General features: G+C 70.2%; 23 protein-coding genes. 11 read left to right on the forward strand and 12 right to left on the reverse strand.

Going from position 1 to position 26,808, the window contains the following annotated elements; translation table 11 throughout:
• Positions 1-17 precede the first annotated feature (17 nt).
• Entirely contained in the window at positions 18-716 is a 699-nt protein-coding gene (gene modB, locus HBB12_RS10350; protein WP_236989267.1) for a molybdate ABC transporter permease subunit, read from the forward strand.
• Positions 713-1,807: a molybdenum ABC transporter ATP-binding protein gene (modC, locus tag HBB12_RS10355; protein ID WP_236989268.1), complete on the forward strand. Its 1,095-nt coding sequence runs from the start codon at positions 713-715 to the stop codon at positions 1,805-1,807. The genes modB and modC overlap by 4 nt, the downstream gene beginning before the upstream one ends.
• A 490-nt stretch (positions 1,808-2,297) precedes the next feature.
• Here modC and HBB12_RS10360 read toward each other — a convergent pair whose 3' ends face one another.
• The gene (locus HBB12_RS10360) at positions 2,298-3,014 is read right to left on the reverse strand and encodes a DUF4142 domain-containing protein (RefSeq protein WP_236989269.1); all 717 of its coding nucleotides are present in this window, start codon (positions 3,012-3,014) and stop codon (positions 2,298-2,300) included.
• Positions 3,015-3,260: 246 nt separating this feature from the next.
• Between HBB12_RS10360 and HBB12_RS10365 the strand changes: the two genes are divergently transcribed.
• From HBB12_RS10365 to HBB12_RS10400, 8 genes are all read left to right on the forward strand, one after another.
• Positions 3,261-4,337: an acyltransferase family protein gene (locus HBB12_RS10365; protein WP_236989270.1), complete on the forward strand. Its 1,077-nt coding sequence runs from the start codon at positions 3,261-3,263 to the stop codon at positions 4,335-4,337.
• Between the two features lie 130 nt (positions 4,338-4,467).
• Positions 4,468-5,274: an ABC transporter ATP-binding protein gene (locus HBB12_RS10370; RefSeq protein WP_236989271.1), complete on the forward strand. Its 807-nt coding sequence runs from the start codon at positions 4,468-4,470 to the stop codon at positions 5,272-5,274.
• A complete protein-coding gene (locus tag HBB12_RS10375; RefSeq protein WP_236989272.1) occupies positions 5,267-6,016 on the forward strand; it encodes an ABC transporter ATP-binding protein in 750 nt (249 codons plus the stop codon). The genes HBB12_RS10370 and HBB12_RS10375 overlap by 8 nt, the downstream gene beginning before the upstream one ends.
• Positions 6,016-7,266, forward strand: a complete 1,251-nt coding sequence (locus HBB12_RS10380; protein WP_236989273.1) for an ABC transporter substrate-binding protein — start codon at positions 6,016-6,018, stop codon at positions 7,264-7,266. Before HBB12_RS10375 ends, HBB12_RS10380 begins: the two co-directional genes overlap by 1 nt.
• A gap of 108 nt (positions 7,267-7,374) precedes the next feature.
• Positions 7,375-8,580: an ABC transporter substrate-binding protein gene (locus HBB12_RS10385; protein WP_236989274.1), complete on the forward strand. Its 1,206-nt coding sequence runs from the start codon at positions 7,375-7,377 to the stop codon at positions 8,578-8,580.
• 185 nt (positions 8,581-8,765) lie between these two features.
• A complete protein-coding gene (locus HBB12_RS10390) occupies positions 8,766-9,653 on the forward strand; it encodes a branched-chain amino acid ABC transporter permease (protein WP_048426114.1) in 888 nt (295 codons plus the stop codon).
• A gap of 27 nt (positions 9,654-9,680) precedes the next feature.
• Positions 9,681-10,670, forward strand: coding sequence for a branched-chain amino acid ABC transporter permease (locus HBB12_RS10395; RefSeq protein ID WP_236989275.1), 990 nt, complete (start codon positions 9,681-9,683; stop codon positions 10,668-10,670).
• A 483-nt stretch (positions 10,671-11,153) separates the two neighbouring features.
• Positions 11,154-12,395 (forward strand): IS110 family RNA-guided transposase, encoded by a 1,242-nt coding sequence (locus HBB12_RS10400; protein ID WP_236987776.1) that lies wholly within the window; start codon positions 11,154-11,156, stop codon positions 12,393-12,395.
• 150 nt (positions 12,396-12,545) lie between these two features.
• Here the strand turns inward: HBB12_RS10400 and HBB12_RS10405 are convergent, their stop codons facing one another.
• The 11 genes from HBB12_RS10405 to HBB12_RS10455 all read right to left on the reverse strand — a co-directional run bounded on the left by HBB12_RS10405 (position 12,546) and on the right by HBB12_RS10455 (position 25,689).
• Positions 12,546-13,739 (reverse strand): TAXI family TRAP transporter solute-binding subunit, encoded by a 1,194-nt coding sequence (locus HBB12_RS10405; RefSeq protein ID WP_236989276.1) that lies wholly within the window; start codon positions 13,737-13,739, stop codon positions 12,546-12,548.
• Positions 13,740-13,863: 124 nt separating this feature from the next.
• Positions 13,864-15,366, reverse strand: a complete 1,503-nt coding sequence (locus HBB12_RS10410; protein ID WP_236989277.1) for a coiled-coil domain-containing protein — start codon at positions 15,364-15,366, stop codon at positions 13,864-13,866.
• 165 nt (positions 15,367-15,531) lie between these two features.
• Positions 15,532-16,368: an alpha/beta fold hydrolase gene (locus HBB12_RS10415; protein WP_236989278.1), complete on the reverse strand. Its 837-nt coding sequence runs from the start codon at positions 16,366-16,368 to the stop codon at positions 15,532-15,534.
• A complete protein-coding gene (locus HBB12_RS10420) occupies positions 16,365-17,603 on the reverse strand; it encodes an MFS transporter (RefSeq protein WP_236989279.1) in 1,239 nt (412 codons plus the stop codon). Before HBB12_RS10420 ends, HBB12_RS10415 begins: the two co-directional genes overlap by 4 nt.
• 202 nt (positions 17,604-17,805) lie before the next feature.
• The gene (locus HBB12_RS10425) at positions 17,806-18,588 is read right to left on the reverse strand and encodes a hypothetical protein (RefSeq protein WP_236989280.1); all 783 of its coding nucleotides are present in this window, start codon (positions 18,586-18,588) and stop codon (positions 17,806-17,808) included.
• Positions 18,588-19,217: an urease accessory protein UreG gene (gene ureG / locus HBB12_RS10430; RefSeq protein WP_236989281.1), complete on the reverse strand. Its 630-nt coding sequence runs from the start codon at positions 19,215-19,217 to the stop codon at positions 18,588-18,590. The genes HBB12_RS10425 and ureG overlap by 1 nt, the downstream gene beginning before the upstream one ends.
• A gap of 34 nt (positions 19,218-19,251) precedes the next feature.
• Complete coding sequence (locus tag HBB12_RS10435; protein WP_236989282.1) at positions 19,252-19,608, reverse strand: tRNA-binding protein; 357 nt, start codon at positions 19,606-19,608, stop codon at positions 19,252-19,254.
• A 71-nt stretch (positions 19,609-19,679) separates the two neighbouring features.
• The gene (gene ppx, locus HBB12_RS10440) at positions 19,680-21,215 is read right to left on the reverse strand and encodes an exopolyphosphatase (RefSeq protein ID WP_236989283.1); all 1,536 of its coding nucleotides are present in this window, start codon (positions 21,213-21,215) and stop codon (positions 19,680-19,682) included.
• 66 nt (positions 21,216-21,281) lie between these two features.
• Positions 21,282-23,534 (reverse strand): RNA degradosome polyphosphate kinase, encoded by a 2,253-nt coding sequence (locus tag HBB12_RS10445; RefSeq protein WP_442919354.1) that lies wholly within the window; start codon positions 23,532-23,534, stop codon positions 21,282-21,284.
• A 242-nt stretch (positions 23,535-23,776) separates the two neighbouring features.
• Positions 23,777-24,511, reverse strand: coding sequence for a P-loop NTPase family protein (locus HBB12_RS10450; RefSeq protein WP_236989285.1), 735 nt, complete (start codon positions 24,509-24,511; stop codon positions 23,777-23,779).
• A gap of 44 nt (positions 24,512-24,555) precedes the next feature.
• Positions 24,556-25,689, reverse strand: a complete 1,134-nt coding sequence (locus HBB12_RS10455) for an AI-2E family transporter (RefSeq protein ID WP_236992738.1) — start codon at positions 25,687-25,689, stop codon at positions 24,556-24,558.
• A gap of 316 nt (positions 25,690-26,005) precedes the next feature.
• Here HBB12_RS10455 and HBB12_RS10460 point away from each other — a divergent pair, with 316 nt between their 5' ends.
• A complete protein-coding gene (locus HBB12_RS10460) occupies positions 26,006-26,764 on the forward strand; it encodes a hypothetical protein (protein ID WP_236989286.1) in 759 nt (252 codons plus the stop codon).
• Positions 26,765-26,808: the final 44 nt, after the last annotated feature.

Here is a 26,808-nt window from a genome sequence, read left to right on the forward strand (position 1 = left end):
CGGGTTCTGTCCGCCGGATGACCCCTCCCCTGTTCCTCACCCCCGACGAGTGGAGCGCGCTCCGGCTCAGCCTGCTGGTGGCGAGCGTGGCGACGCTCGCGAGCCTGCTGCCGGGGCTCGCGGTCGCCTATCTCCTCGCTCGCCGGGAGTTCCGCGGCCGGGCGCTCCTCGACGGACTGGTCCACCTGCCGTTGATCCTGCCGCCGGTGGTGACCGGCTACCTGCTGCTCCTCGCCTTCGGGCGCCGGGGCTGGTTCGGGCCGGCGCTCGCGGAGGTCGGCATCGTGTTCTCGTTCCGCTGGACCGGGGCGGCGCTCGCCAGCGCGGTGATGGGCTTCCCGCTGATGGTGCGGGCGATGCGGCTCTCCCTCGAGGCTGTCGACCGCAAGCTCGAACAGGCCGCCGGCACGCTCGGGGCCTCGCCGGCCGCGGTCTTCCTCGTCGTCACCCTGCCGCTCTCGCTCCCGGGCATCCTCGCTGGGGCGGTGCTCGCCTTCGCCAAGGCGATGGGGGAGTTCGGCGCCACCATCACCTTCGTGTCGAACATCCCGGGCGAGACCCAGACCCTTCCGTCCGCGATCTACACCCTGACCCAGGTGCCGGGGGGCGAGGCGGGGGCGCTCCGCCTGACCCTGGTTTCCGTCGCCCTGTCGATGGCGGCGCTGCTGGCCTCCGAGTGGCTGGCGCGGCGGGCGAAGCGCAGGCTGGGCGCATGATCGAGGTCGCGGTCCGGCACGTCCGCGGCGCCTTCGCGCTCGATGCGGGCTTCACTGCGGAGGGGCGGGTCACCGCCCTGTTCGGCCGATCCGGCTCCGGCAAGTCGACCCTCGTCGACGTGATCGCCGGCCTCGTGCGGCCGGATCGTGGGCGGGTGGTGGTCGACGGCGTCACGCTCCTCGATACGGATCATGGTGTCCGGGTGCCGGTGCACCGGCGCCGGATCGGCTACGTCTTCCAGGACGCGCGGCTCATGCCGCATCTGAGCGTGCGCCAGAACCTGCTGTTCGGGCGCTGGTTTTCCCGCGACCGCGCCGGCGGCCCGAGCCTGGAGGCGGTGGCCGATCTTCTCGGAATCAGCGCCCTGCTCGACCGGCGGCCGGCCGGGCTGTCGGGCGGGGAGCGCCAGCGCGTCGCGATCGGCCGGGCCCTGCTCGCCCGGCCGCGGCTCCTGCTGATGGACGAGCCGCTCTCGGCGCTGGACGAGGCGCGCAAGGCCGAGATCCTGCCCTACGTGGCGCGCCTGCGCGACGAGGCGCGGGTGCCGATCATCTATGTCAGCCATGCGCTCGCCGAGGTGGCACGCCTCGCCGACACGGTGGTGGTGCTGGATCACGGACAAGTGGCGGCCTGCGGCCCCGCCGCCGAGATCCTGCGCCGGGGCGGGCTGTTTCCGGGCCGCGACACGGGAGAGACCGGCGCCCTGCTGCACCTGCGTGTCGCCGCCCATGACAACGCCTTCGGCCTCACCCGCCTAGACGGCCCGCCCGGCCGCCTGACCGTGCCGCGGCTGCCCCTGCCTTTGGGCACGACCGTGCGGGTGCGGGTGCGGGCCCGCGACGTGCTGGTGGCCCGCGAGGCGCCGCGCTCCTTGAGTGCCCGCAACGTCCTCTCCGGCACCGTCACAGCCGTGGCCCCGGGCGACGGACCCCATGCCCGGGTCGAGATCGCCTGCGGCGAGGCGAGCCTGGTCGCCGAGGTGACGCGTCTCGCCGTCCACGAACTCGCCCTCGTGCCGGGCCTGCCGGTGGTGGCGATCGTGAAGAGCGTGGCGTTCGACGAGGAAACGATCGGCGCAGTCGAGATCTGAGGGCCCGCGTCGACGACGAGGCGAAGACGGGATGGAGACAACCCGTCCGGCAGCCGCTATGATCCTTACGTCAGCGGACACCTTCCCGGCTGCGAGAGCCCATGGCGCGTGGGTGTACGGCGGCATTCGCCGGCCGCCGTCGAAACCCGAAAGGGCTGAGCAGGCATGGCCGGGAAGGAGGTGACGGATGTGAACGGTTTTCCGATACTCACCATCACCATCACGAAAAGCCCGACCGGATGGTCTCTGACCATCACGATCGGGCTCATGTAGTGAGCTGAACCACTGACAAGAGGGCTCGCGGGCCGCCACCCGCGAGCCCTCACCCGCCGAAGATAGGCCCGGCCGCTACGTCAATCAATCGGCGACACCGAATCTTTCGGTGCTTTGGCGCCGCCATTTCCGAAGGCCGCGCACATACCCGCGTGACGCGAACGGAAACGGCGGGCCTTCCGGCCCGCCGCTTCGTTACCTCACCGGATCGCCGGTCTTAGCGCGCGCCCGGCAGACGCTGAGCCATCGCCAGGTGCTGCTCCATCACCGGCAGCGCCTGCTGGACGTAGGCGCGCAGGGCCGGATTCGGGCCCGACTGGGCGTAGGCCTGGTAGCTGGCGACGGTCATGCCGTGGGCCTGGACCTGCATGCGGGCATAGGTCCGGTCGAAGGCCGGGCCGGCCGGGGTGTCGGCGAGCTCGGCGAGCATCGCCTGCTGCTGCGGGCCGAGCGGGATGGCGCGGGTGGCCGCCGTGGTGGTCACGTCGCCGTCGAAATCGACCGCGTTGGCACCGACCTGCGCGCCGCGGGCCGCACCCGCACCGAGACCCTCGAGGCCGCCGACCGGGCCGCCCTGGAGCGTGCCGCCGACGACGCCCGCCGCCGCGCCGGTGGCCGCGCCGACCGCGCCGCCCGCGATGGCGAAGGGCGCCTCGATCAGGCCGCCGATGCCGGCGCCGGTGCCGCGGGCCACGTTCTCACGGCCGCCGAGCAGTGCGACGTTGGCGGCACGGTGGTCGCGGATCATCTCGCGGGCATAGGTGCGGATGCGCGGGTTGCGCGACTTCTCGAGGGCGATCTGGCTCGACTTGACCTCGAACGCGTTCGACATCAGCGCCATCGAGCGGAACTGGTTGAAATCGCCGACCTGCTGCGCGAAGGCGGGGGTGGCGAGCGCAACGGCAAGACCGGTCAGGGCAACGAGCGTCTTCATCGGTGATCTCCTGAAATTCTGTTCTTGAGCGTCGGGTCCGGTCAACGACCGAATATCGAGCCATTCGTTCCGAGCGGCTTGGCAGGACGCTTTCGGTGCGGACAACGAGCTTTCGCGAACATTGTTCCCGCCTTTGCGTCATCATCGTCACGGCCCGCCCCTGGCCGGAAGGCAGCCCGCTCCGGTATGACGGACCTCGACGCCCCGGACCGTCCGGGCGCGAAACAGCGACGTGATCGACCCCTCGTGACACGCCCCGCTCCCCTGCCGCTGATCCAGGCCTTGCGGGCGCTCGCCGCCCTGATGGTCGCTGCCGGCCACGCGCAGTTCGAGGTCGCGGGCCTCGCCGCCCGGGCGGGACTTTCCTTCGTCCCGGCGGCGTGGCTGCCCTGGCCGGCGGGGGTCGACGTGTTCTTCGTCATCTCCGGCTTCATCATCGTGCACGCCTCAGCCCCCCTGCACGGGCGGGCACGTCCGAGACGGATCTTCCTCGCGCATCGGATCGCCCGGGTGGTGCCGCTCTACTGGCTCGCCACCACGCTCGTCCTCGCCCTCGCCTTTGCGAGGCCGGGCCTCCTCGGCGCCGGGACCGAGGGACCGGGCTATCTAGTGGCCTCCTACCTGTTCTGGCCGATGGCCCGGACCGACGGCGCGGTGCAGCCGCTGTACTCGCTCGGCTGGACGCTCAACTACGAGATGGCGTTCTACGCACTCTTCGCCCTCGCGCTGCCGCTCGGCCGGCGCGGCGCGGTGCTCGGCGTTCTCGCGCTGCTCGCCGGCCTCGTGCTCAGCGGGCAGCTTCCTGGGCCATGGCCGGTGCCGCTGGCGTTCTGGAGCGACCCGATCGTGGTCGAATTCGCCTGCGGCGCCGGCCTCGCCCTGGCGCGGCAGGAGGGGTTGCGATTGCCGGGCCCCGCCCGTCTCGCGCTCGCCGTCGCGGGACTCGCCCTTCTATCGCTGGCCGGCGAGGCGCCCGCCCTTCCCCGCTGCCTCGCCTGGGGCGGGCCCGCCTTGCTCCTCGTCGCGGCTGTCGCGCTCGGGCCGGCGGGCGGGGCGGGACGCCGGCTCCGGCCGGCCATCGTACTGGGAGACGCGTCCTATGCCCTCTATCTGGCTCATCCCTTCGTCGTACGGGGCGTGCGCATCGCCGCCGAGGCGACGGGCCTCGCGGCCCTGACCGGGCCCGGCATTCTGGCGGTGCTGATGCTGGTCCTCGCCAGCCTCGCGGCGATCCTGCTGCACCGCACCGTCGAACGGCCCCTTACCCGTGCCGCGCGAGCCGTGCTCGAACCGGCACGCACACCGCGACCGGCCGTGAATTAAGCACTGACAAGCCCGGATCTCCCAGGGGCGGGCGGGTGCCGACCCGTTGACACTCCATTCGCGGCATGCTGTTTCGCTATGCGATACGCGCATAAGCGCGAGTGAGGAAACGCAGGGGTGACGCGCCGACATGGCTCAACCGACCACCCACGCCGAGGGACGCGCCCGAGCGGGTGCCGAGGGCCGGGACATCGTCCTGTCCACCGAGGGACTGACCAAGGAGTTCAAGGGCTTTCGCGCCGTGAACGGCGTGACGCTCGAGGTGCAGCGCGGCACGATCCACGCGCTGATCGGCCCGAACGGCGCCGGAAAGACCACCTGCTTCAACCTGCTGACGAAGTTCCTGGTGCCGTCGGCGGGCTCGATCCGCTATAACGGCCGCGACATCACCGGCATGAAGCCGGCGGACGTGGCCCGGCTCGGCCTGGTCCGCTCGTTCCAGATCTCGGCGGTCTTCCCGCACCTGACCGTCAAGGAGAATGTCCGCATCGCCCTGCAGCGGCGCAAGCGCGGCGACTCGTTCGACTTCTGGCGCTCCGAGACGGTGCTGCGGGCGCTGAACCAGGAAGCCCTGGAGCTGGTCGAGGCGGTGGGCCTCAGCGAGTTCGCCGACATTCCGGCGGTGGAACTCTCCTACGGCCGCAAGCGCGCGCTCGAGATCGCCACCACCCTGGCGCTGGAGCCCGAGATGCTGCTCCTCGACGAGCCGATGGCCGGCATGGGCCACGAGGACGTCGACCGGACCGCGGCGCTGATCCGCCGGGTCTCGGCGAACCGCACCATCCTGATGGTCGAGCACAACCTGTCGGTCGTCGCCTCGCTCTCCGACCGCATCACCGTGCTGGCGCGCGGCCAGGTGCTGGCGGAGGGCGACTACGCCACCGTGTCGAAGGATCCCCGCGTGATTGAGGCCTATATCGGAGCCGGTCATGGCTGAGGCGGTGATGACGAAGCCGGTCCCCGCAGGCAGCGCGAGCGCCGCCCCGCTGCTGGCCGTGCAGGGGTTGGAGGGCTGGTACGGCGAGAGCCACGTGCTGCACGGCATCTCCTTCGACGTGAAGCCCGGCGAGGTGGTGACGCTGCTCGGCCGCAACGGCGCCGGCAAGACCACCACCTTGCGCGCCATCATCGGCATCTTGGCTAAGCGCAAGGGCTCGATCCGCTACGACGGCACCGAGACCATCGCCATGGCCTCGCGCAACATCGCGAAGCTGGGCTTGGGCTACGTGCCGGAGGAGCGCGGCATCTTCTCGAGCCTGTCGGTCTACGAGAACCTGATGCTGCCGCCGCGGGTGAAGCCCGGCGGGATGACGGTGGAGCAGATTTACACCCTGTTCCCGAACCTCAAGGAGCGCTCGGGCAGCCAGGGCACCAAGCTGTCGGGCGGAGAGCAGCAGATGCTCGCCATCGGCCGCATCCTGCGCACCGGCGCCAAGCTGATCCTGCTCGACGAGCCGACCGAGGGCCTGGCACCGGTCATCGTGCAGCAGATCGGCCGGACCATCGCCCGGCTGAAATCCGAGGGCTACACGATCATCCTGGTGGAGCAGAACTTCCGCTTCGCCCAGACCGTGGCCGACCGGCACTTCGTGGTCGAGCAGGGCCGGGTGATCGACATGATCCCCAACAGCGAACTCGACGCCAACATCGACAAGCTCCACACCTATCTCGGCGTGTGATGCGGGCGCGGGTCCTCCTCACGGCCCTGCTGGCGGGCCTCGCTTCGAGCGTGGCGGCTGTTGCCGGCGCCCCGGTGAAGATCGGCGTGCTGAACGATCGCTCGGGCGTCTATGCCGACATCTCGGGCGAGGGCTCGGTCGTCGCCGCCCGCATGGCGGTGGAGGATTTCCGCCCGCAAGGCCACGACCTCGCGGTCGAGGTCGTGGCCGGCGACCACCAGAACAAGCCCGCCGTCGGCGCGGCGCTCGCCCGGGCCTGGTACGACCGGGAGGGGGTGGACGCGATCTTCGACGTGCCGACCTCCTCGGTGGCGCTCGCCGTCCACCAGGTCACCCGCGAGCGGAACAAGGTCTTCGTCGATTCGGGCGCCGGTACGGCCGACCTCACCGGGCCGGATTGCTCGCCCAACACCGTCCATTGGACCTTCGACACCGTGGCGCTCGCCAACGGCACCGGCGGCGCCATGGTCAAGCGCGGCGGCGACACCTGGTTCTTCGTCACCGCCGACTACGCCTTCGGCGAGGCGGTGCAGCGCGACACCACGGCGCTCATCCTGCGCAAAGGCGGCAGGGTGCTGGGCAGCGTCAAGACGCCGTTCCCGGCGGCGGATTTCGCGCCGTCCTTACGCCAGGCGCAAGGCTCGGGCGCCAAGGTGATCGGCCTCGCCAATGCCGGCGGCGACACGATCGGGGCGGTGCGCGAGGCGGCGCGGCTGAAGGTGACCGAGGGCGGCCAGGCGCTGGCCGGCCTGCTGATCTTCTCCTCCGACATCCACTCCCTCACCCCGAAGGTGGCGCAGGGGCTGGTCCTGACCGAGCCGTTCTACTGGGACCTCAACGAGGGCACGCGCGCCTTCTCGGACCGCTTCGCCCGCCGGTTCGGGGGCCGCAAGCCCACCGCCGCCCAGGCCGGGGTCTATGCCGGGGTGCTGCACTACCTCAAGGCTGTGGCGGCCCTGCGCAAGGCCGATGACGGGCGCCGGGTCGTGGCGAAGATGAAGGAGCTGCCGACCGACGATCCGCTGTTCGGCAAGGGCAGTATCCGGTCGGACGGCCGCAAGATCCACGACATGTACCTGTTCGAGGTCAAGAAGCCGTCCGAATCCAAGGGCGAGTGGGACCTCTACCGGACGCTGGCGACGATCCCCGGCGCGGAGGCCTTCCGGCCCCTCGACCAGGGCGGCTGCCCGCTCGTCACCAAGGCCGCGCAGGCCGGGACGGCGGCGCCGAACGAGGGCGCGCGGCCCTGAACGAGGGCCGGGACGTCCTGCAATGACGAGAGGCGGGCATCATAGGCCCGCCCGGATTTCGAGATGAATGCCGCCGCGTGCGGGCGGCGCCACCAGGGAGGATAGTCGATGCTGAAACGGTTGTTGCTCGCCAGCGCGCTCTGCGCCGTTGCCGCCGGCCAGGCGCTCGCGCAGACCCCGGTCAAGATCGGCGTGCTGAACGACCGCTCGGGCGTCTATGCCGACATCTCGGGCGAGGGCTCGGTCGCCGCCGCCCGGATGGCGGTGGAGGACTTCAAGGCCGCCGAGAAGGGCCTGAAGGTCGAGATCGTCGCCGCCGACCACCAGAACAAGCCGGATGTCGGCGCCTCGATCGCCCGGCAATGGTACGACCGCGACGGCGTCGACGCGATCTTCGACGTGCCGACCTCCTCGGTGGCGCTCGCCATCAACCAGGTCACCCGCGAGAAGAACAAGGCCTTCATCAATTCGGGCGCCGGCACCGCGGATCTCACCGGTCCGCAATGCTCGCCGAACACCGTGCACTGGACCTACGACACGGTGGCGCTCGCCAACGGCACCGGCGGCGCCATGGTCAAGCGCGGCGGCACCACCTGGTTCTTCCTCACCGCCGATTACGCCTTCGGCCAGGCGCTGCAGCGCGACACCACCGAGGTGGTGACCAAGAACGGCGGCAAGGTGGTCGGCGCGGTCAAGACGCCGTTCCCGACCGCCGACTTCTCGTCCTTCCTGCTCCAGGCCCAAGGGTCCGGCGCCAAGGTGATCGGGCTGGCGAACGCCGGCGGCGACACCATCAACGCCATCAAGCAGGCGGCGGAGTTCGGCATCACCGAGGGCGGCCAGGCCATCGCCGGCCTGCTGATCTTCTCGTCCGACATCCATGCGCTCACCCCGAAGGTGGCGCAGGGGCTGGTGCTGACCGAGCCGTTCTACTGGGACCTCAACGACGGCACCCGCGCCTTCTCCGACCGCTTCGCCAAGCAGGCCGGCGGCAAGAAGCCCACCGCCGTGCAGGCCGGCGTCTATGCCAGCGTGCTGCACTACCTGAAGGCGGTCGAGGCGCTGAAGTCGGCCTCGGACGGCGGAAAGGTCGTCGCCAAGATGAAGGAGATCCCGACCGACGATCCGCTCTTCGGCAAGGGCAACATCCGCCCCGACGGCCGCACGATCCACGACATGTACCTGTTCGAGGTCAAGAAGCCGGCCGAGTCGAAGGGTCCGTGGGACCTCTACAAGACCCTGGCGACGATCCCCGGCAACGAGGCGTTCCGCCCGCTCAACCAGGGCAATTGCCCGCTGGTGAACAAGAGCTGATACGCTATCCGGAAGATCCCTTCCGGATAGCGTATGACCAGCCCGCGCGGCACTTGAGCGAAGCCGACTTCCGCATCGCGAAGCGATCGATCGGAAGTCGTACGACGCTCCTTTCCGGCGGCGCTCGACGAGCGCCGCCGGCCCATCCGAATCAGGCCCGGTCCCCACGCGAGTCGCCAGACCCCATGCCAACGATCCTCGGCGTCCCCATGCAGGCGCTCTTCGGCCAGCTCCTGCTCGGCCTCATCAACGGCTCGTTCTACGCCATCCTGTCGCTCGGGCTGGCGATCATCTTCGGCCTGTTGAACATCATCAACTTCACCCACGGCGCGCAGTACATGATGGGCGCCTTCGTCGCCTGGATGCTGCTGAACTATGCCGGCCTCGGCTACTGGTGGGCGCTGCTGCTCGCGCCGATCATCGTCGGCCTGTTCGGGGTGATCCTGGAGCGGCTGCTGATCTCGCGGCTCTACAAGCTCGATCACCTCTACGGCCTGCTCCTCACCTTCGGCCTGGCGCTGATCATCCAGGGCCTGTTCCGCAACGAGTACGGCGTGTCGGGCCTGCCCTACGCGATCCCCTCGGAGCTCTCGGGCGGCCAGCGCCTGCCCTTCATGTTCCTGCCGAACTACCGCGGCTGGGTCGTCGTCGCCTCGCTCGTCGTCTGCATCGCAACCTGGCTCGTCATCGAGAAGACCAAGCTCGGCGCCTACCTGCGCGCGGCCACCGAGAACCCGACCCTGGTCCAGGCCTTCGGCGTCAACGTGCCCCTGCTGCTGACGCTGACCTACGGCTTCGGCGTGGCGCTCGCCGCCTTCGCGGGCGTTCTCGCCGCACCGGTCTATTCGGTGAACCCGAACATGGGCGCCGACATCATCATCGTGGTCTTCGCGGTCGTGGTGATCGGCGGCATGGGGTCGATCCTCGGCTCGATCATCACCGGCTTCAGCCTCGGGCTGGTCGAGGGCCTGACCAAGGTGTTCTACCCGGAAGCCTCCTCGACCGTGATCTTCGTCATCATGGTGCTGGTGCTGCTGGTGAAGCCCGCCGGCCTGTTCGGCCGCACCGCCTGACCCGCCTCGCCTGAAGGATCCCCCACGATGTCCTCCGCCGCGGCGTCCACCGACGCCTCCCCGATCGCCACCGCCCTGCCCGAGGGCCGGGACGCCAAGGCGTTCCATCGCCTCGTCTTCGTCGTCATCGCGGTCCTGCTCGCGGTGCTGCCCTTCATCCTGTATCCCGTCTTCCTGATGAAGGTGCTGTGCTTCGCGCTGTTCGCGCTGGCCTTCAACCTGCTGCTCGGCTACGGCGGCCTTTTGTCCTTCGGCCACGCCGCCTATTTCGGCATGGCGAGCTACGTCACCGCCTACACCGCGAAGAACTGGGGCCTGACGCCGGAACTCGCGATCCTCGGCGGCACCCTGATGGCGGCGCTTCTCGGCCTCGTCTTCGGCGCGCTCGCCATCCGGCGCCAAGGCATCTACTTCTCGATGATCACCCTGGCGCTCGCCCAGATGGTGTTCTTCTTCTCGCTGCAGGCGAAGTTCACCGGCGGCGAGGACGGCATCCAGGCGGTGCCGCGCGGCAACCTGTTCGGAATCATCAGCCTCGCCGACGACCGGGCGCTCTACGGCCTCGTCGCGGTGATCTTCTTCCTCGGCCTCCTGCTGATCTACCGCATCATCCACTCGCCCTTCGGCCAGGTGCTGAAGGCGATCCGCGACAACGAGCCCCGGGCGATCTCGCTCGGCTACCGGGCCAACCAGTACAAGCTCGCGGTCTTCGTGCTCTCGACGACGCTGGCGGGGCTGGCCGGCTCGACCAAGGCGATCGTGTTCCAGCTCGCCTCGCTCACCGACGTGCACTGGTCGATGTCGGGCGAGGTGGTACTGATGACGCTGGTCGGCGGCATGGGCACCGTCTTCGGCCCGATCCTCGGCTCCTTCGTCATCATCGCGATGGAGAACTACCTGGCGCAGTTCGGCGCCTGGGTGACGATCATCCAGGGCGTGGTGTTCGTGGTCTGCGTGCTGGTGTTCCGCGAGGGCATTCTGGGACTCGTGGCGCGGACGTTGAAGCGGCCGCTCTGAGGCGGAGCGGGTTCGCGAAGAAAACGGCGCCGGTCTCGCACGAGGGCGGCGCCGTCTCCGTTTCGATCTCTACCGGCCTCCAAAGGGGCGCGGAAGGAACCTTTCTTCCATCCCGCTCAGAACCTCATCCTGAGGTGTCATACGATTTCCGACTGATCGCTTCGCGATGCGGAAATCGGCTTCGCTCACGCGCCGCGCGGGCTGGTGATACGAAATCCGGAAGTGTTCTTCCGGATTTCGTATCAGTTCGTCACCGGCTTCGCGGTCCCTTGCGGATGAAACATATGGCAGAGTGGACTTGCCGTCGGCGGAGAGATCGGTTCGTCTTTGGTGTGCCAGACCCCGCGTATCAGTTGGATCCGGGCTCCTCTTCAGTCCCCTCGCTTGCGTCACGGGCCGGTCCTCGGGCCAGCCCCGGAGCGCGTCATTTAGATTTGATCTCACGGGAGCCTGCGCCGGCGGCCTGACGGCAAGGAGATCGTGATGAAGGTCCTCTACCCCCGCTGCGCCGCCCTCGATGTTCACAAGGACACCGTCGTCGCAGCCATCCGTCTGGCCGAGAGCAGCGAGGTTCAGCGTGAGGTGCGTACGTTTGCCACCACCACGCCCGCTCTGCTCGACCTCTCCGCCTGGCTCGACGAGCACGCCTGCACCCATGTCGCCATGGAGGCGACCGGCATCTACTGGCGCCCGGTCTGGCAGGTCCTCGACGCCGACAGCCGCACCCTGATCCTGGCCAATGCCGCCCATGTCAAGAACGTGCCCGGCCGCAAGACCGACGTCGCCGACGCGGTCTGGCTCTCCGACCTGCTCGCCCACGGCCTGATCCGCGCCAGCTTCGTGCCCGAGGCTCAGACCCAGGCGATGCGCGACCTGCTGCGCACCCGCAAGCAACTGGTCCGCGAGCAGGCCAGCCACGTCCAGCGCATCCAGAAGACCCTCGAGGAGGCCAACCTCAAGCTCGCCTCGGTGCTCACCGACATCATGGGCCAGTCCGGTCGCGCCGTGCTCGACGCGCTGGTCAAGGGCGAGCGCGATCCGGCTGGGCTGCAGGCGCTGGTCAGCCCGCGGGTGAAGGCGGCGCCCGAGGCGATCCGGGCCGCGCTCACGGGCCGGATCGGGGATCACCACCGTTTCCTGCTCGGTGTGCATCTACGCCAGTACGACGGGTTGGGGCGAGCGATCGCGGAGATCGACGCGCAGGTGGAGCGCGACCTCGGCCCTTTCCGGGAAGCGGTGAAGCTGCTGGTGACGATCCCGGGCATCAGTGACCTCACCGCGCAGGTGATCCTCTCCGAGATCGGCCCCGACATGAGCCGCTTCCCGACCGCCGGCCATCTGATCTCCTGGGCCGGGCTGTGCCCGAGGAACGACGAGAGCGCGGGCAAGCGGCGCTCGACGCGGCTGCGCAAGGGCGCGCCCTGGCTCAAGACGGCCTTGGTGCAGGCCGCCTGGGCCGGAGTGCGCAAGAAGGCGAGCTACATCAGGGCGCAGTTCCAGCGCTTGCGCGGCCGGCGCGGCCCCAAGAAGGCGATCTGCGCGGTCGCCGCTTCGATGTTGACCGCGATCTATCACATGCTCAAGGCCGGCACGGCTTACGTCGATCCCGGGCCTGATCACGGCCGCAAGGCGGCCCCGACCATCCGCGCCAAGGCGCTCGTGCGGCAGATCGAGCGCCTTGGATTTGCGTGCGAAATCAAACCCGTAGAGCCAGTTTCTATTTAGCCGATCTTCGATCGGCTAACCTCGAAGGAGGGTTCCAGGGATCGCAGCGGCATCTGGAGCCCTCCTTCGAGGTCGGTCCATCTTCGATGAACCGACATCTCAGGATGAGGTCGAGGGTAGGATACGCCGACGAGCTTGATGAGGATTCCCTCACCGCCCCCGCTCATCCCGCCACTTCAGGAACTCCTGATACAATTGGTCCCGGTCGACCTCGCCCGCCCCCCGGCGCTGGCCTAAGAACTGCGCCACCTCGCCGGGCGCCGCCGCGACCCGCGGGGCCGGGGCGATGCGGTGCTCCAGCCAATCCCGGGCCGCCGGGAAGCGGGGCCAGTCGGCGACCTCGGCGGTGAGGTTCACCTCACGCCATTTCGGATGCCGGGGCGCCTTGAGGAAGGCGTCGTACTGGCTGAAGAATGCGTCGACGAAACGGGCGATGCGATTGTAGCGCTCGCTGCCCTTCGGCCAGTTATAGGCCGCCAGGATGGTGCCGACCGCGAGCGTGCGCACGGCACTCCCCTCCGGGGCGAGGAGCGGGTAATCGGCATGGGTCAGTTCCGCCGGCATGTAGCTCTCGGCGACACCGCCGGCGAAGGGCACGTCGAGCAGGTGGAAGCGGTCGCCGGCCTGGAATTCGGCCAGCACCGCCACGGGCTTGGCCGCCACCGAGACGACGGCCGCGAGTTCGCCCCGCTCCAGCATGGCGAGCGCCTTCGGCTGGTCGACGTTGACCGCGTCGACGGCCAGCCCGATCCCGGCGAACATCGCGCGGCCCGACACGTCGGTGCCGCTGCCGCGCACGTCGAAGCTCACCTTGCGGCCGGCGAGCTGGCGGATGTCGGTGACGTCGCGCCCGGCGACGACATGCAGCTCGTCGTTGAACAGCCGGGCGATATAGGCGATGTGCGACTGGGCGTTGCCGACCCGCTTGTCCTTGCGCAACTGGTCGAGGGAGTCGGTACGCACGAAGGCGATGTCGATCCCGCGCAGGTAGCGCAGGTCGTAGGCGTTCTGCCCCGCGCCCTTGCCCATCACCGGCAGCACCCGCAGGTCCTTGACGCCGTCGAGCACGAAGGCGAGGTCGCTCGCCATGCGAAAGTAGGTGCCGCCGGGGGTGCCGGAGATCACCGCCACGGTGTTGGCGTTGAGGTGGCTGCCGAGCGCCACGTCCTCGGCGCTCTCCCGCGGGGCGGAGACCTGCACCCGCGGCTTCGGGGGAGCGGCCCGAGCCGGCCGGACGGGCGCGGGCGTCGGGCTGAGCGGGGGATCGGCGACAGGTTGTGCGCCGGCCTCCAGGCCGGTCCAGGGCAGCAGGAGGGCGAACCAGAGCGCGGCGCGGCGGGTCATGCGGTCTCTCCCCTTCAGATCATACGAAATCCGATTGATTGCTTCGCAATGCGGATTTCGGCTTCGCTCAGGCGCCGCGCGGGCTGGTGATACGAAATCCGGAAGGGATCTTCCGGATTTCGTATCACTCGCCGCCCCATGGGGCGGCCAGGGGCGGCACGAAGGGCCCCGGCAGGCCGGCCTGGCGGACCGGGCTGGTCCAGCCCGCCGGTCCCTGCGGCCCGAGGCCGGCCGGCGGCGTCGCCGCGGGATCGCGACTCGCGAGATCCGGCTGTCGGCCTCCCCGATTCTGCTGGGCCTGGCGGTACAGGGCGCTCGCCGTCTCGGGGTCGCCGCGCAGGCCGCGGACCTGCAGGGCGGCAAGCCTGTCGGGATCGTAGGTCTCGGCAAGGAGCGCGGTCGCCCGGGCGCTGCCGCTCCGCACGCCGAGGGTGAGGAAGAGCCGCGCCCCGCTGATGTCGCCGCGCCCGAGCAGGGCGGCGGCCTGGACCAGCAGCCGCTCCTCGTCGAGCGTGTCCGGCGCAGCCGTCGGCCGCGGTGCGGTCCAGGCGGCCCCTCCCCGCGGCGCCGGGCCGGGGCGGGTCTGGAGCACCAGCGACGGCCGTTGCGGCGCCGTGTCGATGGAGGCCTCCGCGTCGCGGTCGCGGCCGGCCTTCAGGCGATCGAGGCGCCCGCGCGTCTCGGCGGTCGTCCGCTCCGCGGCGAGCCGTCCCTGCTCGGCCCGGTCGCGGGCACCGGCGGCCTGCACCTCGCGGGCGGCGGCCTCCGACTGGGCCACCTGGGCGGCCCGCAGGGCGACGGCGAGGCGGCGCAGGCCCGCCCGCATCATCGCACGCTCCCGCGCCGCATTCTGCGCCTGGGCCTGATGGGCGACCTGCGCGGCCTCGGCGGCCGTCTCCAGCACGGCGACGCGGCGGCGTGCCTCCGCGAGCGCACCCGCCAGCTGCTCGGACCGTTCCCGCTCCTCCGCCAGCGCCTGCCGGCTCGCATCGACGGTCTTCTCCGCGACCAGGCGAGCCTCGTCGGCAGCGGCCGCCGCCTGGTCATGGATCGCCTGGGCATGGATCGCCTGGTCATGGATCACCTGGTCATGGATCACCTGGTCATGGATCGTCGAACCGACCGGTTCGGCCGTCCGCGCCCGCAGCTCCTCGACCTCGGCCCGGGCGGCGATCAGGTCGCGGCGCGCCGCCATCGCGGCATCCGACAGGGCGTTGGCGCGGGCCTCCTCCTGCTCCAGGCGTCGACGGGCCAAATCCGCCTCGGCCTCCGCCCGCCGCACCCGCGCCTCGGCCCGCTGCCGGGCCTCCTCGACGGCCCGGATGTCCGGGGCCGTTCGCGCGGGCTCGACGGGTTTCGGCGTCGCGCTGGACTGATCGCCTGCCGGGCCCGGCGGATCGCTCGCTTGCCTGGCCGAATCGCCCGTTTGGCGGGCCAGGATGACGCGCGCCTGCATCTGGCGCGGCACGCCGGCCCGGTCGGCCTCGCTGACATCGGTCCAGGCCGTGGCCGCGCGCGGCTGCGCCGCCGGCACCGGCCCCGCCGCGGGCGGATTTCCCTCCATCGTCAGCGCCGCGCCGGCCCCCGCCAGCGCCAGGCATCCCGACAGACCGAGCCAGAATCTCATGACGCGCCCCTCCGGCTCGAGCGGGCGGATCTCCGCGGAAAGCCGCGCCGTCCCGTCCGGTCGACATTGGGCCGCCGGGACAGCCGGGAGCTATCTGCGCGATGGGGGATTGTCGGGGCGCCCGTCATCCCTCGAAAGAGGTAAGCCGCGCCCCCGCCTTTCGGATCAGGCGAGGGCGCGCCGGATCGCGACCCGGACCCGCTCGGGCGCCTCGAAGGGCAGGAAATGGGTGGTGCCCGGCACCGTCTCGACCTCGACGGCGCCCCGGCTCTCGGCCAGCGCGCAGGTGCTGCCGGTCTCGGCCCGCAGGATCTCGGCCGAGCAGGACAGGCGGTCGAGCGCCGCCCATGGATCGTGGCCTTGCGCCCTGTAGCTCGACGCCTCCCAGGCCCCGGTGCAGGCCAGCGTCACGCCGCTCGGGCCATCCCGGAACCCATCGGCCACGTAATCGGCGAGCGGCGCCTCCGGCCAGGTGCGGAACGCGCCGCGCCCGCGATAGGCGGCGAGCGCCGCCTCCCGGGACGGGAAGTCGCTGCGCCGCCGCAGGGCTCCCTCGGCGAGGCCGGCATGGCCCTCGCCGCGGCGCTCGGGCGGCTGGATCACCGGATCGAGGAGCACGAGGCGGCGCACGCGCGAAGGCCGCTCGGCGGCGGCGAGCAGCGAGGCGGTGCCGCCCATCGAGTGGCCGATCAGCACGAGGGGCGGTGCATCGAGCCGGTCGAGGAGCGCGATGAGGTCGTTCGTGACATCCCACCAGTCGGTTCGCCCCTCGGGCTCCGCCGGCAGGGTGCTGCGGCCGTGGCCGCGATGGTCGTAGGCGAGGACGTGCAGGTCTGTCAGCGGTTCGAGCAGGCTGCGGTAGGTGCGGGCGTTGAAGCCGTTGGCGTGCAGCAGGAGGCCGGCGAGGGGTTGTTCGGCCGGCCCGAATTCCAGGGCGGCGAGGCACCCGCCGGACGGGTCGCCGATCTCGATCATCCGCCGTTCGAACCCGGATTCGCTCACGCTCTCATCCCCTTCGGTCGCGCCAGGGCGGTCCCGGCGGCCCCCAAGGCCATCAGCACGGCCGTGCCGAGGAAGACCGCCCGCATGCCGACATGCCCGCCGACGAAGCCGCCCATGAGCGGCCCCACCACCTGCCCGACATATTGCGACGAGGTGGAATAGCCCAGCATCGTTCCGGCCACCCGGTCGGGCACGGAATGGCGGATCACGCTGGCGATGCAGGGCAGGAGCCCGCCCAAGGCCAGCCCCATCAGGAAGCGCAGGGCGACGAGCTGCCATTCGCTCGTCACCAGGGCCTGCGGCACCAGGAGCAGGGCCGAAGCGGTCAAGCTCCCGGTGATGACGGTCCAGGGCCCGATCCGGTCGGCGAGCCGCCCGAGCCGCGGCGCCGACAGGATGCTGCCCAAGGCGGTCGCCGACATGGCGAGCCCGGCGACCAGGGTGACGCGGGCGGGATCGGCGGCCAGCTCGGCGACGTAGACGGTGATGATCGGCTCGACCGACATCACCGCCAGCATCAGCAGCATGCCGGTCGCCAGCATGGCGAGGGCCGGGCGCTTGTCGGGGATGCTGGAGAACCCGCCGCCTTCGTGCGCGGATTTCGGCGGGCGCGGCGCCTCGCGGATCAGGACGAGCGTCGCCAGGAAGGCCACGAAGATCACTGCGCCGGCGGCCAGGAAGGTGGCGCGGATGCCGATCAGAGGCGGCAGCACCCCGCCGACGAGCGGCCCGACGAGGTTGCCCGCCATGATGCCGGAGCCCAGCGTGCCGAGCGCCCAGGCCGAGCGCGCCTTCGGCGTCTGGGTCGCCACCAGCACCGTCGAGCCCGAGGCGTAGCCGCCCAGGAACCCCGCCAGCAGCCGCAGGGCCACGAGCTGCCAGACGGTCTCGGCGAGCCCGATCAGCGACATCGCCACCGCCATGCCGAGGCTCGCGCGGATCAGCATCAGCTTGCGGCCGTAGAGGTCGGCGAGCCGGCCCCAGAGCGGCGCCACCAGGGCGGCGCTGAAGAAGGTCGCCCCGAAGGCCACGCCGGACCATTGCACGATCGCCGCCCGGTCCTTGACCCCGAGTTCCTCGACGTAGAGCGGCAGGAACGGCAGCAGCAGCGTCATCGCCACGAGCGTCGTGAACGAGCCGAACACGCACACCGCGAGGTTGCGCCGCCAATGGGCTTCTCCCGGGGCCTCGGCCGGCGCCTCGGCCGAGATGGCCGGGCCGCTGTCGCGGGTCATCGTCGTGGTCCTCCGCCCATGCACCACGGGGCTGCCAGGGACGCGGAATGGCGCGGGTATTCCCCTCTCCCCGCCCGCGGGGAGAGGGGAATACCCGCGCCATCCTTTTCCCCGAACAGCCCTCATCCGCCAGGAGCCTGACACTAGACACCTCGCCGCCCGGCGCGAAGCCGTGCCGGCCCCGCGCCGTCATGCCGTCATGTCATGCCGCCGGCCGCCAATCCGGGTAAGCCCCGACGCGATGCACCAGGCGCCGGTCCCGCGCCTCCTCGCCGAACGGCGCCAGGACCCAGTCCCACCCCCGCACCGCCGGCCCCGGATCGACGCCGTAGAGGAGGTCGATCCGCTCCAGGACCCGCCCGTCCCGGTCCTCTTCGGTCTCGTCGCGGTCGGTGACGAGGCAGACCTGCGCCGATAGCCCCGCCAGGGCATCGAGATGGGCCGCCACGATGAGGCCCCCGAAGGCCTCCGGGTCGGTGAACGGCCCGAGCCGGCCCGCCGCCTCGAGCCGGGCCACCGGCAGGATCGGCAGTTGCGACAGGAGGTTGGCCGAGACCACGAGGTCGGCCTCCCGGCAGAGAGGCGGCAGCATCGGCCCGAAGGTCTCGCCACGGCCGAGCAGCAGGTCGCGCGTGCCGCTCAGGTCGTGGACGAGGCGCGAGACGTTGGCAAAGCGCCGCGCCCGCCAGCGGCCGCGCCAGGGATGCACCGCATCGACCAGCACCACCCGCCGGAACGTGGCGGCCAGATCGTCGATCGGCACGTCGTCGAGAAGGCCGGAGCCCAGCACGACGACGGTGTCGCGCCGGGGCAGGTCGCGCATCGCCGCCCGCACCGCGTCTTGCGCCGCCGCCAGATGCGGCGCCCAGGCCGCGCGGCAGCGCCGGGAGCGCGAGGCGAGCCGCACGCTGTCGCCGGCGTAGCCAAGGCGCCGCGCCGTAAGCGACGCGGGCTGGGCGACCCAGTGCAGGAGGTCGAGGAGCACTAAAGCCCCCCGGCCTCCACCACGAAGCGCGCCACCGCCGCGACGCCGTCGCCGTGGCGCAAGGAGGCGAAGACGTAGGGACGCGTGCCCCGCATGCGCTTGGTATCCTCCTCCATCACCTTGAGATCGGCACCGACGAGGGGCGCGAGATCGGTCTTGTTGATGACGAGAAGGTCCGAGCGGGTGATGCCGGGGCCCCCCTTGCGCGGGATCTTCTCGCCGCCGGCCACGTCGATGACGTAGATCGTCAAGTCGGCGAGTTCCGGCGAGAAGGTGGCGGCGAGATTGTCGCCGCCGGATTCGAGCAGGACGAGATCGAGGGCGGGGAAGCGCCGGCGCATCTCCGCCACCGCCGCCAGGTTGATCGAGGCGTCCTCGCGGATCGCGGTATGCGGACAGCCGCCGGTCTCGACGCCCATGATCCGCTCCTCGGGAAGAGCTCCAGCCACCGTGAGGAGGCGCGCATCCTCCTTGGTGTAGATGTCGTTGGTGATGGCGCAGAGGTCGTAGCGCTCGCGCAGGGCCTTGCACAGGCCCTCCATCAAGGCGGTCTTGCCCGACCCGACCGGGCCGCCGATGCCGACCCGCAAGGGACCATGGTTGGAACCGGGACCGTGGCTGGATGTCATGGTGTGGTCGATCTCCTGGAGGTCAGTCGGAGGGTCAGTACAACCGCCCGCCATTCGGCACCGGCCGCTCGGGCGCGATCAGCACCACCGCGCCCTCCGCATCCGGCACGCCGAGGGTCAGAACCTCGGAGCGCACCGGGCCGACCTGGCGCGGCGGCAGGTTGACGACGCAGAGCACCTGCCGGCCGACCAGGGTCTCGGGCGTGTAGTGCACCGTCACCTGGGCGGAGGATTTCTTCAAGCCGAGCGCGGCGCCGAGATCGATGACGAGGCGGTAGGCCGGGCGGCGCGCCTCCGGGATCGGCGCCGCCTCGACGATCGTGCCGACCCGCACGTCGAGCTTCAGGAAATCGTCGATGGCGATCGGGGTCGGCGAAGGGGTCTGGTCCATGGAATCCGGGCTCGGGGACAGGCGCGGGAACCTTAGCGGAGATTCCCGGCCGGCCGAACCCCGCGATCCCCCTACCCCTCGATCTCGATCCGCGCCTCGACCCCGAGGAGCCGCCCGAGGCCGCGCAGGCGGTTCGACAGCCGGTCGCTGGCCAGATCCCGCAGGGCGTGCGGAAGCGTCAGGACGACCGCGCCGTCGCGCATCGCCAGCGGCGTGCGCGGCAGGACGCCCTCCATCGCCACCGAGACCGGGAAGGCGACGCGCAGGACGGCGCCGAGCAGCCGCGCCTGCTCGAACAGGCGCGGGCCGGCGAGCTGGCGAAGGAGCGGGCTCGCCTTCTCGGGGGCGACGCCCTCGTGGCGGAAGAACACCGCGACGGCCAGATAGGCCCGGCCCGGATGGTCGATGCCGACGAAGGAGGCGTGGGCGATGACGTTGAGGCTCTGCTCGCCGCGGTAATCCGGATGGGTGCGCCAGTTGACGTCGGCGAGGAGGCACGCGGCATGGCGAAGCCGGCGCTCGTCGGCGGTCTCGGGCGTCGACAGGCTCGCCATGAAGGCGTCGGTCCAGGCCTGCAATTCGGGGCCGTGGCCCGGGCTGCGGCAGCGCAGGCGGTTGAGCTCGGCCGCCGCCAGCAGCAACGGGTCGCGGGCCCGCGCCGCGTCGTCGAGCTTCTCGTAGAGCAGGCCCTCGCGCACGCCGGTGGCCGAGATCGCGATCTCCCGCGGGCGCCCGGAGCGGATCAGCTCCTCCAGCACCACCGCCCCATAGGCGAGCAGCGGGCGGCGCGCTTCCGACACGCTCTCGACGGCGGCGAGCGTCGCGGCGTCGGATTGCTCGACGACCTGAAGGAACGACAGCTCGTCGTTCGGCTCGATGGTGTAGCCGTGCATGACGTGCAGGCGATAATCCCGCGCCGCCTGGTGCAGGCGGGCCAGCGCCCGCCAGGTGCCGCCGACGGCGTAGAAGGTGCGGCCCTTGAGCGTGTCGAGCTGCGGGCCCGCTTTCTTCAGCGCTTCGGCCGCGATCTTGCGGGCTTTCTTGAGCGAGCCGCCGCTGAGATCCTGGAGGGCCAGGCCGCCCAGCGGCATGGTCACGCCGCTGCCGACCGCCGAGCCGCGCAAATCGACGAGTTCGAGGCTGCCGCCGCCGAGATCGCCCACCACGCCGTCCGGCGCGTGGAACCCCGAGATGACGCCGTAGGCCGACAGCTCCGCCTCGCGCCGGCCCGACAGGAGCTCGATCGGGTGGCCGCAGGCGGCCCGCGCCGCCTCCAGGAAGGCCGGGCCGTTCTCGGCGTCGCGGGCGGCGGCGGTGGCCAGCACGAAGACCTGGCCGACATGCATGGTCTCGCACAGGACCCGGAACCGGGCGAGCGCCTGGAGGGCGCGGCGCACCGCCTCCTCGTTGAGGCGGCCGGTGGAGAGCACGTTGCGGCCGAGGCCGCACAGGACCTTCTCGTTGTAGAGCGGGGTCGGTGCCCGGCTGATGCCCGAATAGGCGACCAGCCGGACGGAGTTCGACCCGATATCGATGATGGCGACGGGGCTGCCTGGCTCGATCCGGGCGAGTGCGGCTTCGTTGAGGGCGGTCTGATCCAGGCCCATCCAGGTCCTCATCACGGGAGCGCCGCCCGACGGACAGGGACCCCGGGACCGGCCTGGGACCTCGTATCAGGCGCGCTGGGCGCGCCGGCTGAGGGCGCGCGGACTCGATTTCTTCGATGCCTTCCCGCGCCCCGACAGGCTCGGGTTGGTCATGAAATACTTGTGCGCGTTGAAGGGTTCCTCGCCCTCGGCGGGCCCGATCCGCTCGCTCGCGCCGGACGCCAGTACACGCCAGCTCTGCTGGTTGTCGAGGAGATTCGCCATCATGATCTGGTCGAGCACCTGCTGGTGCACCGTCGGGTTGAGGATCGGCAGCATCGCCTCCACCCTGCGGTCGAGGTTGCGGCTCATCAGGTCCGCCGACGAGATGTAGACCCGCGCCTTGGGGTGGGGCAGGCCGACGCCGTTGCCGAAGGCGTAGACCCGGCCGTGCTCCAGGAAGCGCCCGACGATCGACTTGACCCGGATGTTCTCCGACAGGCCCGGCACCCCGGGCCGGAGGCAGCAGATGCCGCGCACCACGCAGTCGATCGCGACGCCCGCCTCGCTCGCGTCGTAGAGCGCGTCGATGATCTGGGTGTCGACCAGCGAGTTGCACTTGATCCAGATCGCCGCCGGCCGCCCGGCCTTCGCATGCGCGATTTCCTCGGCGATGTGCTCCAGAAGGCGCTTCTTCAGGGTCAGCGGCGAGACCGCCATCCGCTCCAGCTCCGCCGGCTCGGCATAGCCGGTGATGAAGTTGAAGATCCGCGACACATCGCGGCCGATCACCGGATCGGCGGTGAAGAACGACAGGTCCGTATAGATGCGCGCCGTGATCGGGTGGTAGTTGCCGGTGCCGACATGGCAGTAGCTCACCAGGCGGTCGCCCTCGCGGCGCACCACCATCGAGAGCTTGGCGTGGGTCTTCAGCTCGATGAAGCCGAACACGACTTGCGCGCCGGCCTTCTCGAGGTTGCGGGCCCAGCGGATGTTGGCCTCCTCGTCGAAGCGCGCCTTCAGCTCGACGAGGGCCGTCACCGACTTGCCGGCCTCCGCCGCCTCGGCGAGAGCCGCGACGATCGGGGAGTTGGAGGAGGTACGGTAGAGCGTCTGCTTGATCGCCACCACGTTCGGGTCGCGGGCGGCCTGGGACAGGAACTGCACCACCGAATCGAACGATTCGTAGGGGTGGTGGACGATGAAGTCCTTCTGGCGGATCGCCGCGAAGCAATCGCCGCCGCTCTCGCGGATGCGCTCGGGGAAGCGCGGGTTGTAGGGCTTGAACTTCAGGTCCGGCCGGTCGATGCCGACGATCTGCGAGAGTTCGTTGAGGGCGAGCATCCCCTCGACCACGAACACCGCGTCGGACGCGATCTCCAGTTCGTCGGCGACGAAGTTGCGCAGGTCCTCCGGCATGGTGGCGACGACTTCGAGGCGGATCACCACGCCGCGGCGGCGCTGCTTCAACGCCGTCTCGAAGTGGCGCACCAGGTCCTCGGCCTCCTCCTCGATCTCGAGGTCGGAATCGCGCACCACCCGGAAGCCGCCCTGGCCCTTGACCAGGTAGCCCGGGAACAGGCGGCTGGTGAACAGCACGATCACCTGCTCGATGGCGATGAACCGGGCGGTGCCGGTCTGGCCGAGATCGGGCAGGCGCACGAAGCGGTCGATGATCGAGGGCAGGCGGATCAGCGCGCGCAGCACCCTTGCATCGCGCGGGCGCACCAGGGTGAGCGCGATGGTCGAGCCGAGATTCGGGATGAACGGGAACGGATGGGCCGGGTCGATGGCGAGAGGCGTCAGGACGGGGAAGATGTGCTGGAGGAAGTAATCCTCGAGCCAGGCCGCCTCCTCCGCCGAGAGGTCCATCGCCTCGACGAGGTCGATGCCGTTGTGGTGCAGTTCCTCGCGCAATTCGCTCCAGCGCCGCTGCTGGTCGCCGGCGAGCCCGGTGACCTCGGCGTCGATGCGGGCGAGTTGCTCGGCCGGCGACAGGCCATCGGCCGACGGCGCGGTCAGCCCGGCCCGGACCTGGTCGTGCAGGCCGGCGACCCGCACCATGAAGAACTCGTCGAGGTTGTTGGCCGAGATCGACAAGAAGCGCAGCTGTTCGAGCAGCGGATGGCCGGTATTCGAGGCCTCCTCCAGCACCCGGCGGTTGAACTGCAGCCACGATAACTCGCGGTTGACGTAGCGGCCCGGCTCGTGGCGCAGGGCCCGGCCGGCCGCGACCGCATCGGCCCTGGCCTGGCGGGCGGCGTCCTCGACGACCTCGTCCCCGGTCGTGGACGCCGTCTTGGACGCCGTCTTGGGGGCCGTTTTGGACTCGGCGAGGATCTCGGCCTCGTCGCGCCGGGCGCCCTCCCCCGTCTCAGGCGTCGCCTCGGTCTCGTCGAGGACCGGGATAGCACTGGTTCCGGCAGCGGTGTCCGACACGATGGTTCCTCCTTGGATCGACGCCAGGTCGCGGCTTCCCGCCTTACCCGGTGACAGGACAGTTTGACATTTGCGTGAACGGCGCGGGCGATAACCGTTCGTGCTTGCAAGTGGCGCCGCGGGCACGCCCTGGCGCCGTGGGCTCAGTCTTGATCGGACTCGTCGCCAGGATCCTCTTCCGGATCCTCCTCCCCCCGCTCCCCTTCCAGGGCCGCCAGGGTGGCGAGCGCCAGGGGCCGGGTGATGCGCCGGCGCCGGCTCAGGCCCTCGCGGTCGAGGAGCGCCACCACGTCGCGGGCCCGCGCCAGCGACCGGTCGAGGCGCAGGGCCAGGGCGTCGACGACGCTGGTATCGACGACGAGCTGGCGGTCGAGGAAGAGCTTGACCAGCACGACCTTGAGCAGCGCCTCGTCGGGCGGCGCGAGATGGACGCCGGGCGCCAGCCGCAGGCGCGAGCGCAGGTCGGCGACCGAGAGCCCCCAGGCCTCGACGGGGCGGGACGCCGTCACCACCACGCTTGAGGACCGCTCGCGGGCGAGGTTGAGGAGGTGGAACAGGGCGGCCTCGTCGCGCCCCCCCTCGCGGTCGGCATCCTCGATCACCAGGGCGTCGGCCTCCGCCAGATCCGGCACCGCCGCCGCCGTCACGGCGGCGACCGGGACTGTCAGGGCGCCCGAGCGCTCGGCGAAGATCGCCGCGAGGTGGCTCTTGCCGCTGCCCGGCGGGCCGGTGAGCACGAGGACCCGGTCCGGCCAGTCGGGCCAGGCCTCGATGCGGGCATAGGCCCCCTCGTTCGAGGGGCTGACCAGGAAGTCCTCGGAGCCGAAGCGGGGCGCGACGGGCAGGTCGAGGGCGAGCTGGCGCGGTCGGTCGGACATGCGGTGTCGGGGGTCCCGGCAATGGGTTCAGGGCTTCGATGTGGTCACGGCTTCGATATGGCGGGCGGCGCCGGTTTCGCCACCGTGACCGCGGCGACGGTGGCGTCGGCGGTCAGGATCGGCGTGCCGTCGTGGTAGAGCCGGCTCTCGAGGTAGCGCTTGACCGCGAAGCGGGCGACGACCCCGAGCGCCGCCGCCACCGGCACCGCCAGCAGCAGGCCGAGGAAGCCGAACAGCGAGCCGAAGGCGAGCAGCGCGAACATCAGCCAGACCGGGTGCAGCCGCACCGCATCCCCGACGAGCTTGGGCTGGAGCACGTTGCCCTCGAGGAACTGGCCGACCAGGAAGATCCCGACCGTCAGCACCACCGGGACCCAGTCGGGCCAGAACTGCACCAGGGCGACGCCGGTGGAGAGCAGGAAGCCGGTCAGCGAGCCGACATACGGGATGAAGGTGAGGAGGCCGGCCATCAGGCCGATCAGCACGCCGAAATTCAGCCCGACGCACCACAGGCCGACCGCATAGAACGTGCCGAGGATCAGGCAGACGAGGGTCTGACCGCGGATGAAGGCGGTGATCGCCCCGTCGATGTCGCGGGCGAGCATCCGGGCGGTGGCGCGGTGGCGCGGCGGCACCCAGCGGTCGAGGGTCGCGATCATCCGGTCCCAGTCGACGAGGAGGTAGAACGCCACCACGGGCGTCACCACCAGGAGCGAGACGATCCCGACCACCGCCTGGCTGCCCGACCACAGCGAGCGCAGGAAGCCGAGGATCCAGGCCACCGCCTGGCCCATCAGGTTGCCGACCGAGGATTGCAGCTCCTGGAGCGCGCCGTGGCCGCCGGCCCGCTCGATCAGGGGCCCGGCCCGCTCGGCGATGATCGCCTGGAGCTTCGCGATCATCGCCGGCAGCGAGGCGACGAGCGCCGCGACCTGGTTGGCCGCGAGCGGCACCACCAGGATCAGGGCCAGGATCAGCCCGAGCAGGAACGTCGCCAGGATGATCAGCGTCGCGGTGAGCCGCCCGAGCCCGAGCCGCTCCAGCCGGTCGGCGACCGGATCGAGGGCATAGGCGAGCGCCGCGCCGGCCACGAAGGGCAGGAGCACGTCGCGCAGCTGGTAGAGCAGGAACACCACGAGGGCGACGACCGCCAGGGTGATGGCGGCCCGGCGTTGGATCGGCATGCTCGGCTCACCCCCGTCGCCCCCGCGAATCCGTCGCGTCCCGGCCGGTCCGAGATGGAAGGGCGCCGCCGCAGGGTCAAGCCCGGCCTGCGGGCGCTTCGGGATTCCGGCGCCGGCTGCCCTGCGGAAATAGGTTAATAAAATATATCACGACCGAAAAAAAATAAAAGATCGCTTTTCAGATAAAGTCCATTCCCGACATCTTCTTGGCATTGCCGCTGGGAAATAAATCGGATAAACAAGAGATACACTCAAAAATCGATATCGGCCTGCGCAGTTCCCGGCGCCTGCGCCGTGTTCAGGAGGTGCCATGACCAGCATCGGCAATACACCGGCGTCGTATATCACCACGCTCCTGCAAACGACTGGGCCGGTCTTTCACGGCCGCGTGGGCGGCATCGGACCGGAGGACACGGACGAGGCTGCTGCCGCGATCCTCAAGATCGTCAACACGATCTCCGTCGAGACCACCGCCGCGAGCAAGGCGGCGGCGGCCAAGATCGGCGACGCAGCTTTGCGCGCGGCTGAGATCTGGGCGAGCCCGAATCACGGCAGCAGCCAGGGTGTGCGGTACTACGACCGCCCGGAGGACATTGAGGACCCAGAGTATCGCGCCATCATGGTGGATTTTGCCAGGAAGGAGGCTGCGCAGAAGGCCATCGACGCCGTGACCCCGGGCTATCATCGCTGGCCGGAACAAATGCGAGAAGGAGAAAAAATATTTTCCATCATGGAAGACTATTTTAAATCAGATTTTTCCTACACGACTGGCAGAACCAGCGGGGGAGATGTCATTGAACAAAGCAATTTGTCATATCTGAACTTTCTTGGAGCACTTCGGGATAAAATCGCAACATTGACGGCGGGCGTCGCTGAAGTTGCGGACATTTCCGGCAAAATCGTCTCGCAGGGGACTGATGGCCAACTCCGCATTGGCAAATTCGAAGCACGGGACAAGACAACAGGACAATTAATCATGAAGATGGATGACAATAATATCCTCAGGTTTTACGATCAGGGCACAGTACTTCTCGAAGTCGACTACGGGGCAACGGACGTCGAGCAATAAATTTTTCCTTATTAAATATCACGCGCCTAAATTCACATCGACTG

It is taken from the genome of Methylobacterium sp. SyP6R (assembly GCF_019216885.1).
In the GTDB taxonomy this organism is placed as follows: Bacteria; Pseudomonadota; Alphaproteobacteria; order Rhizobiales; family Beijerinckiaceae; genus Methylobacterium.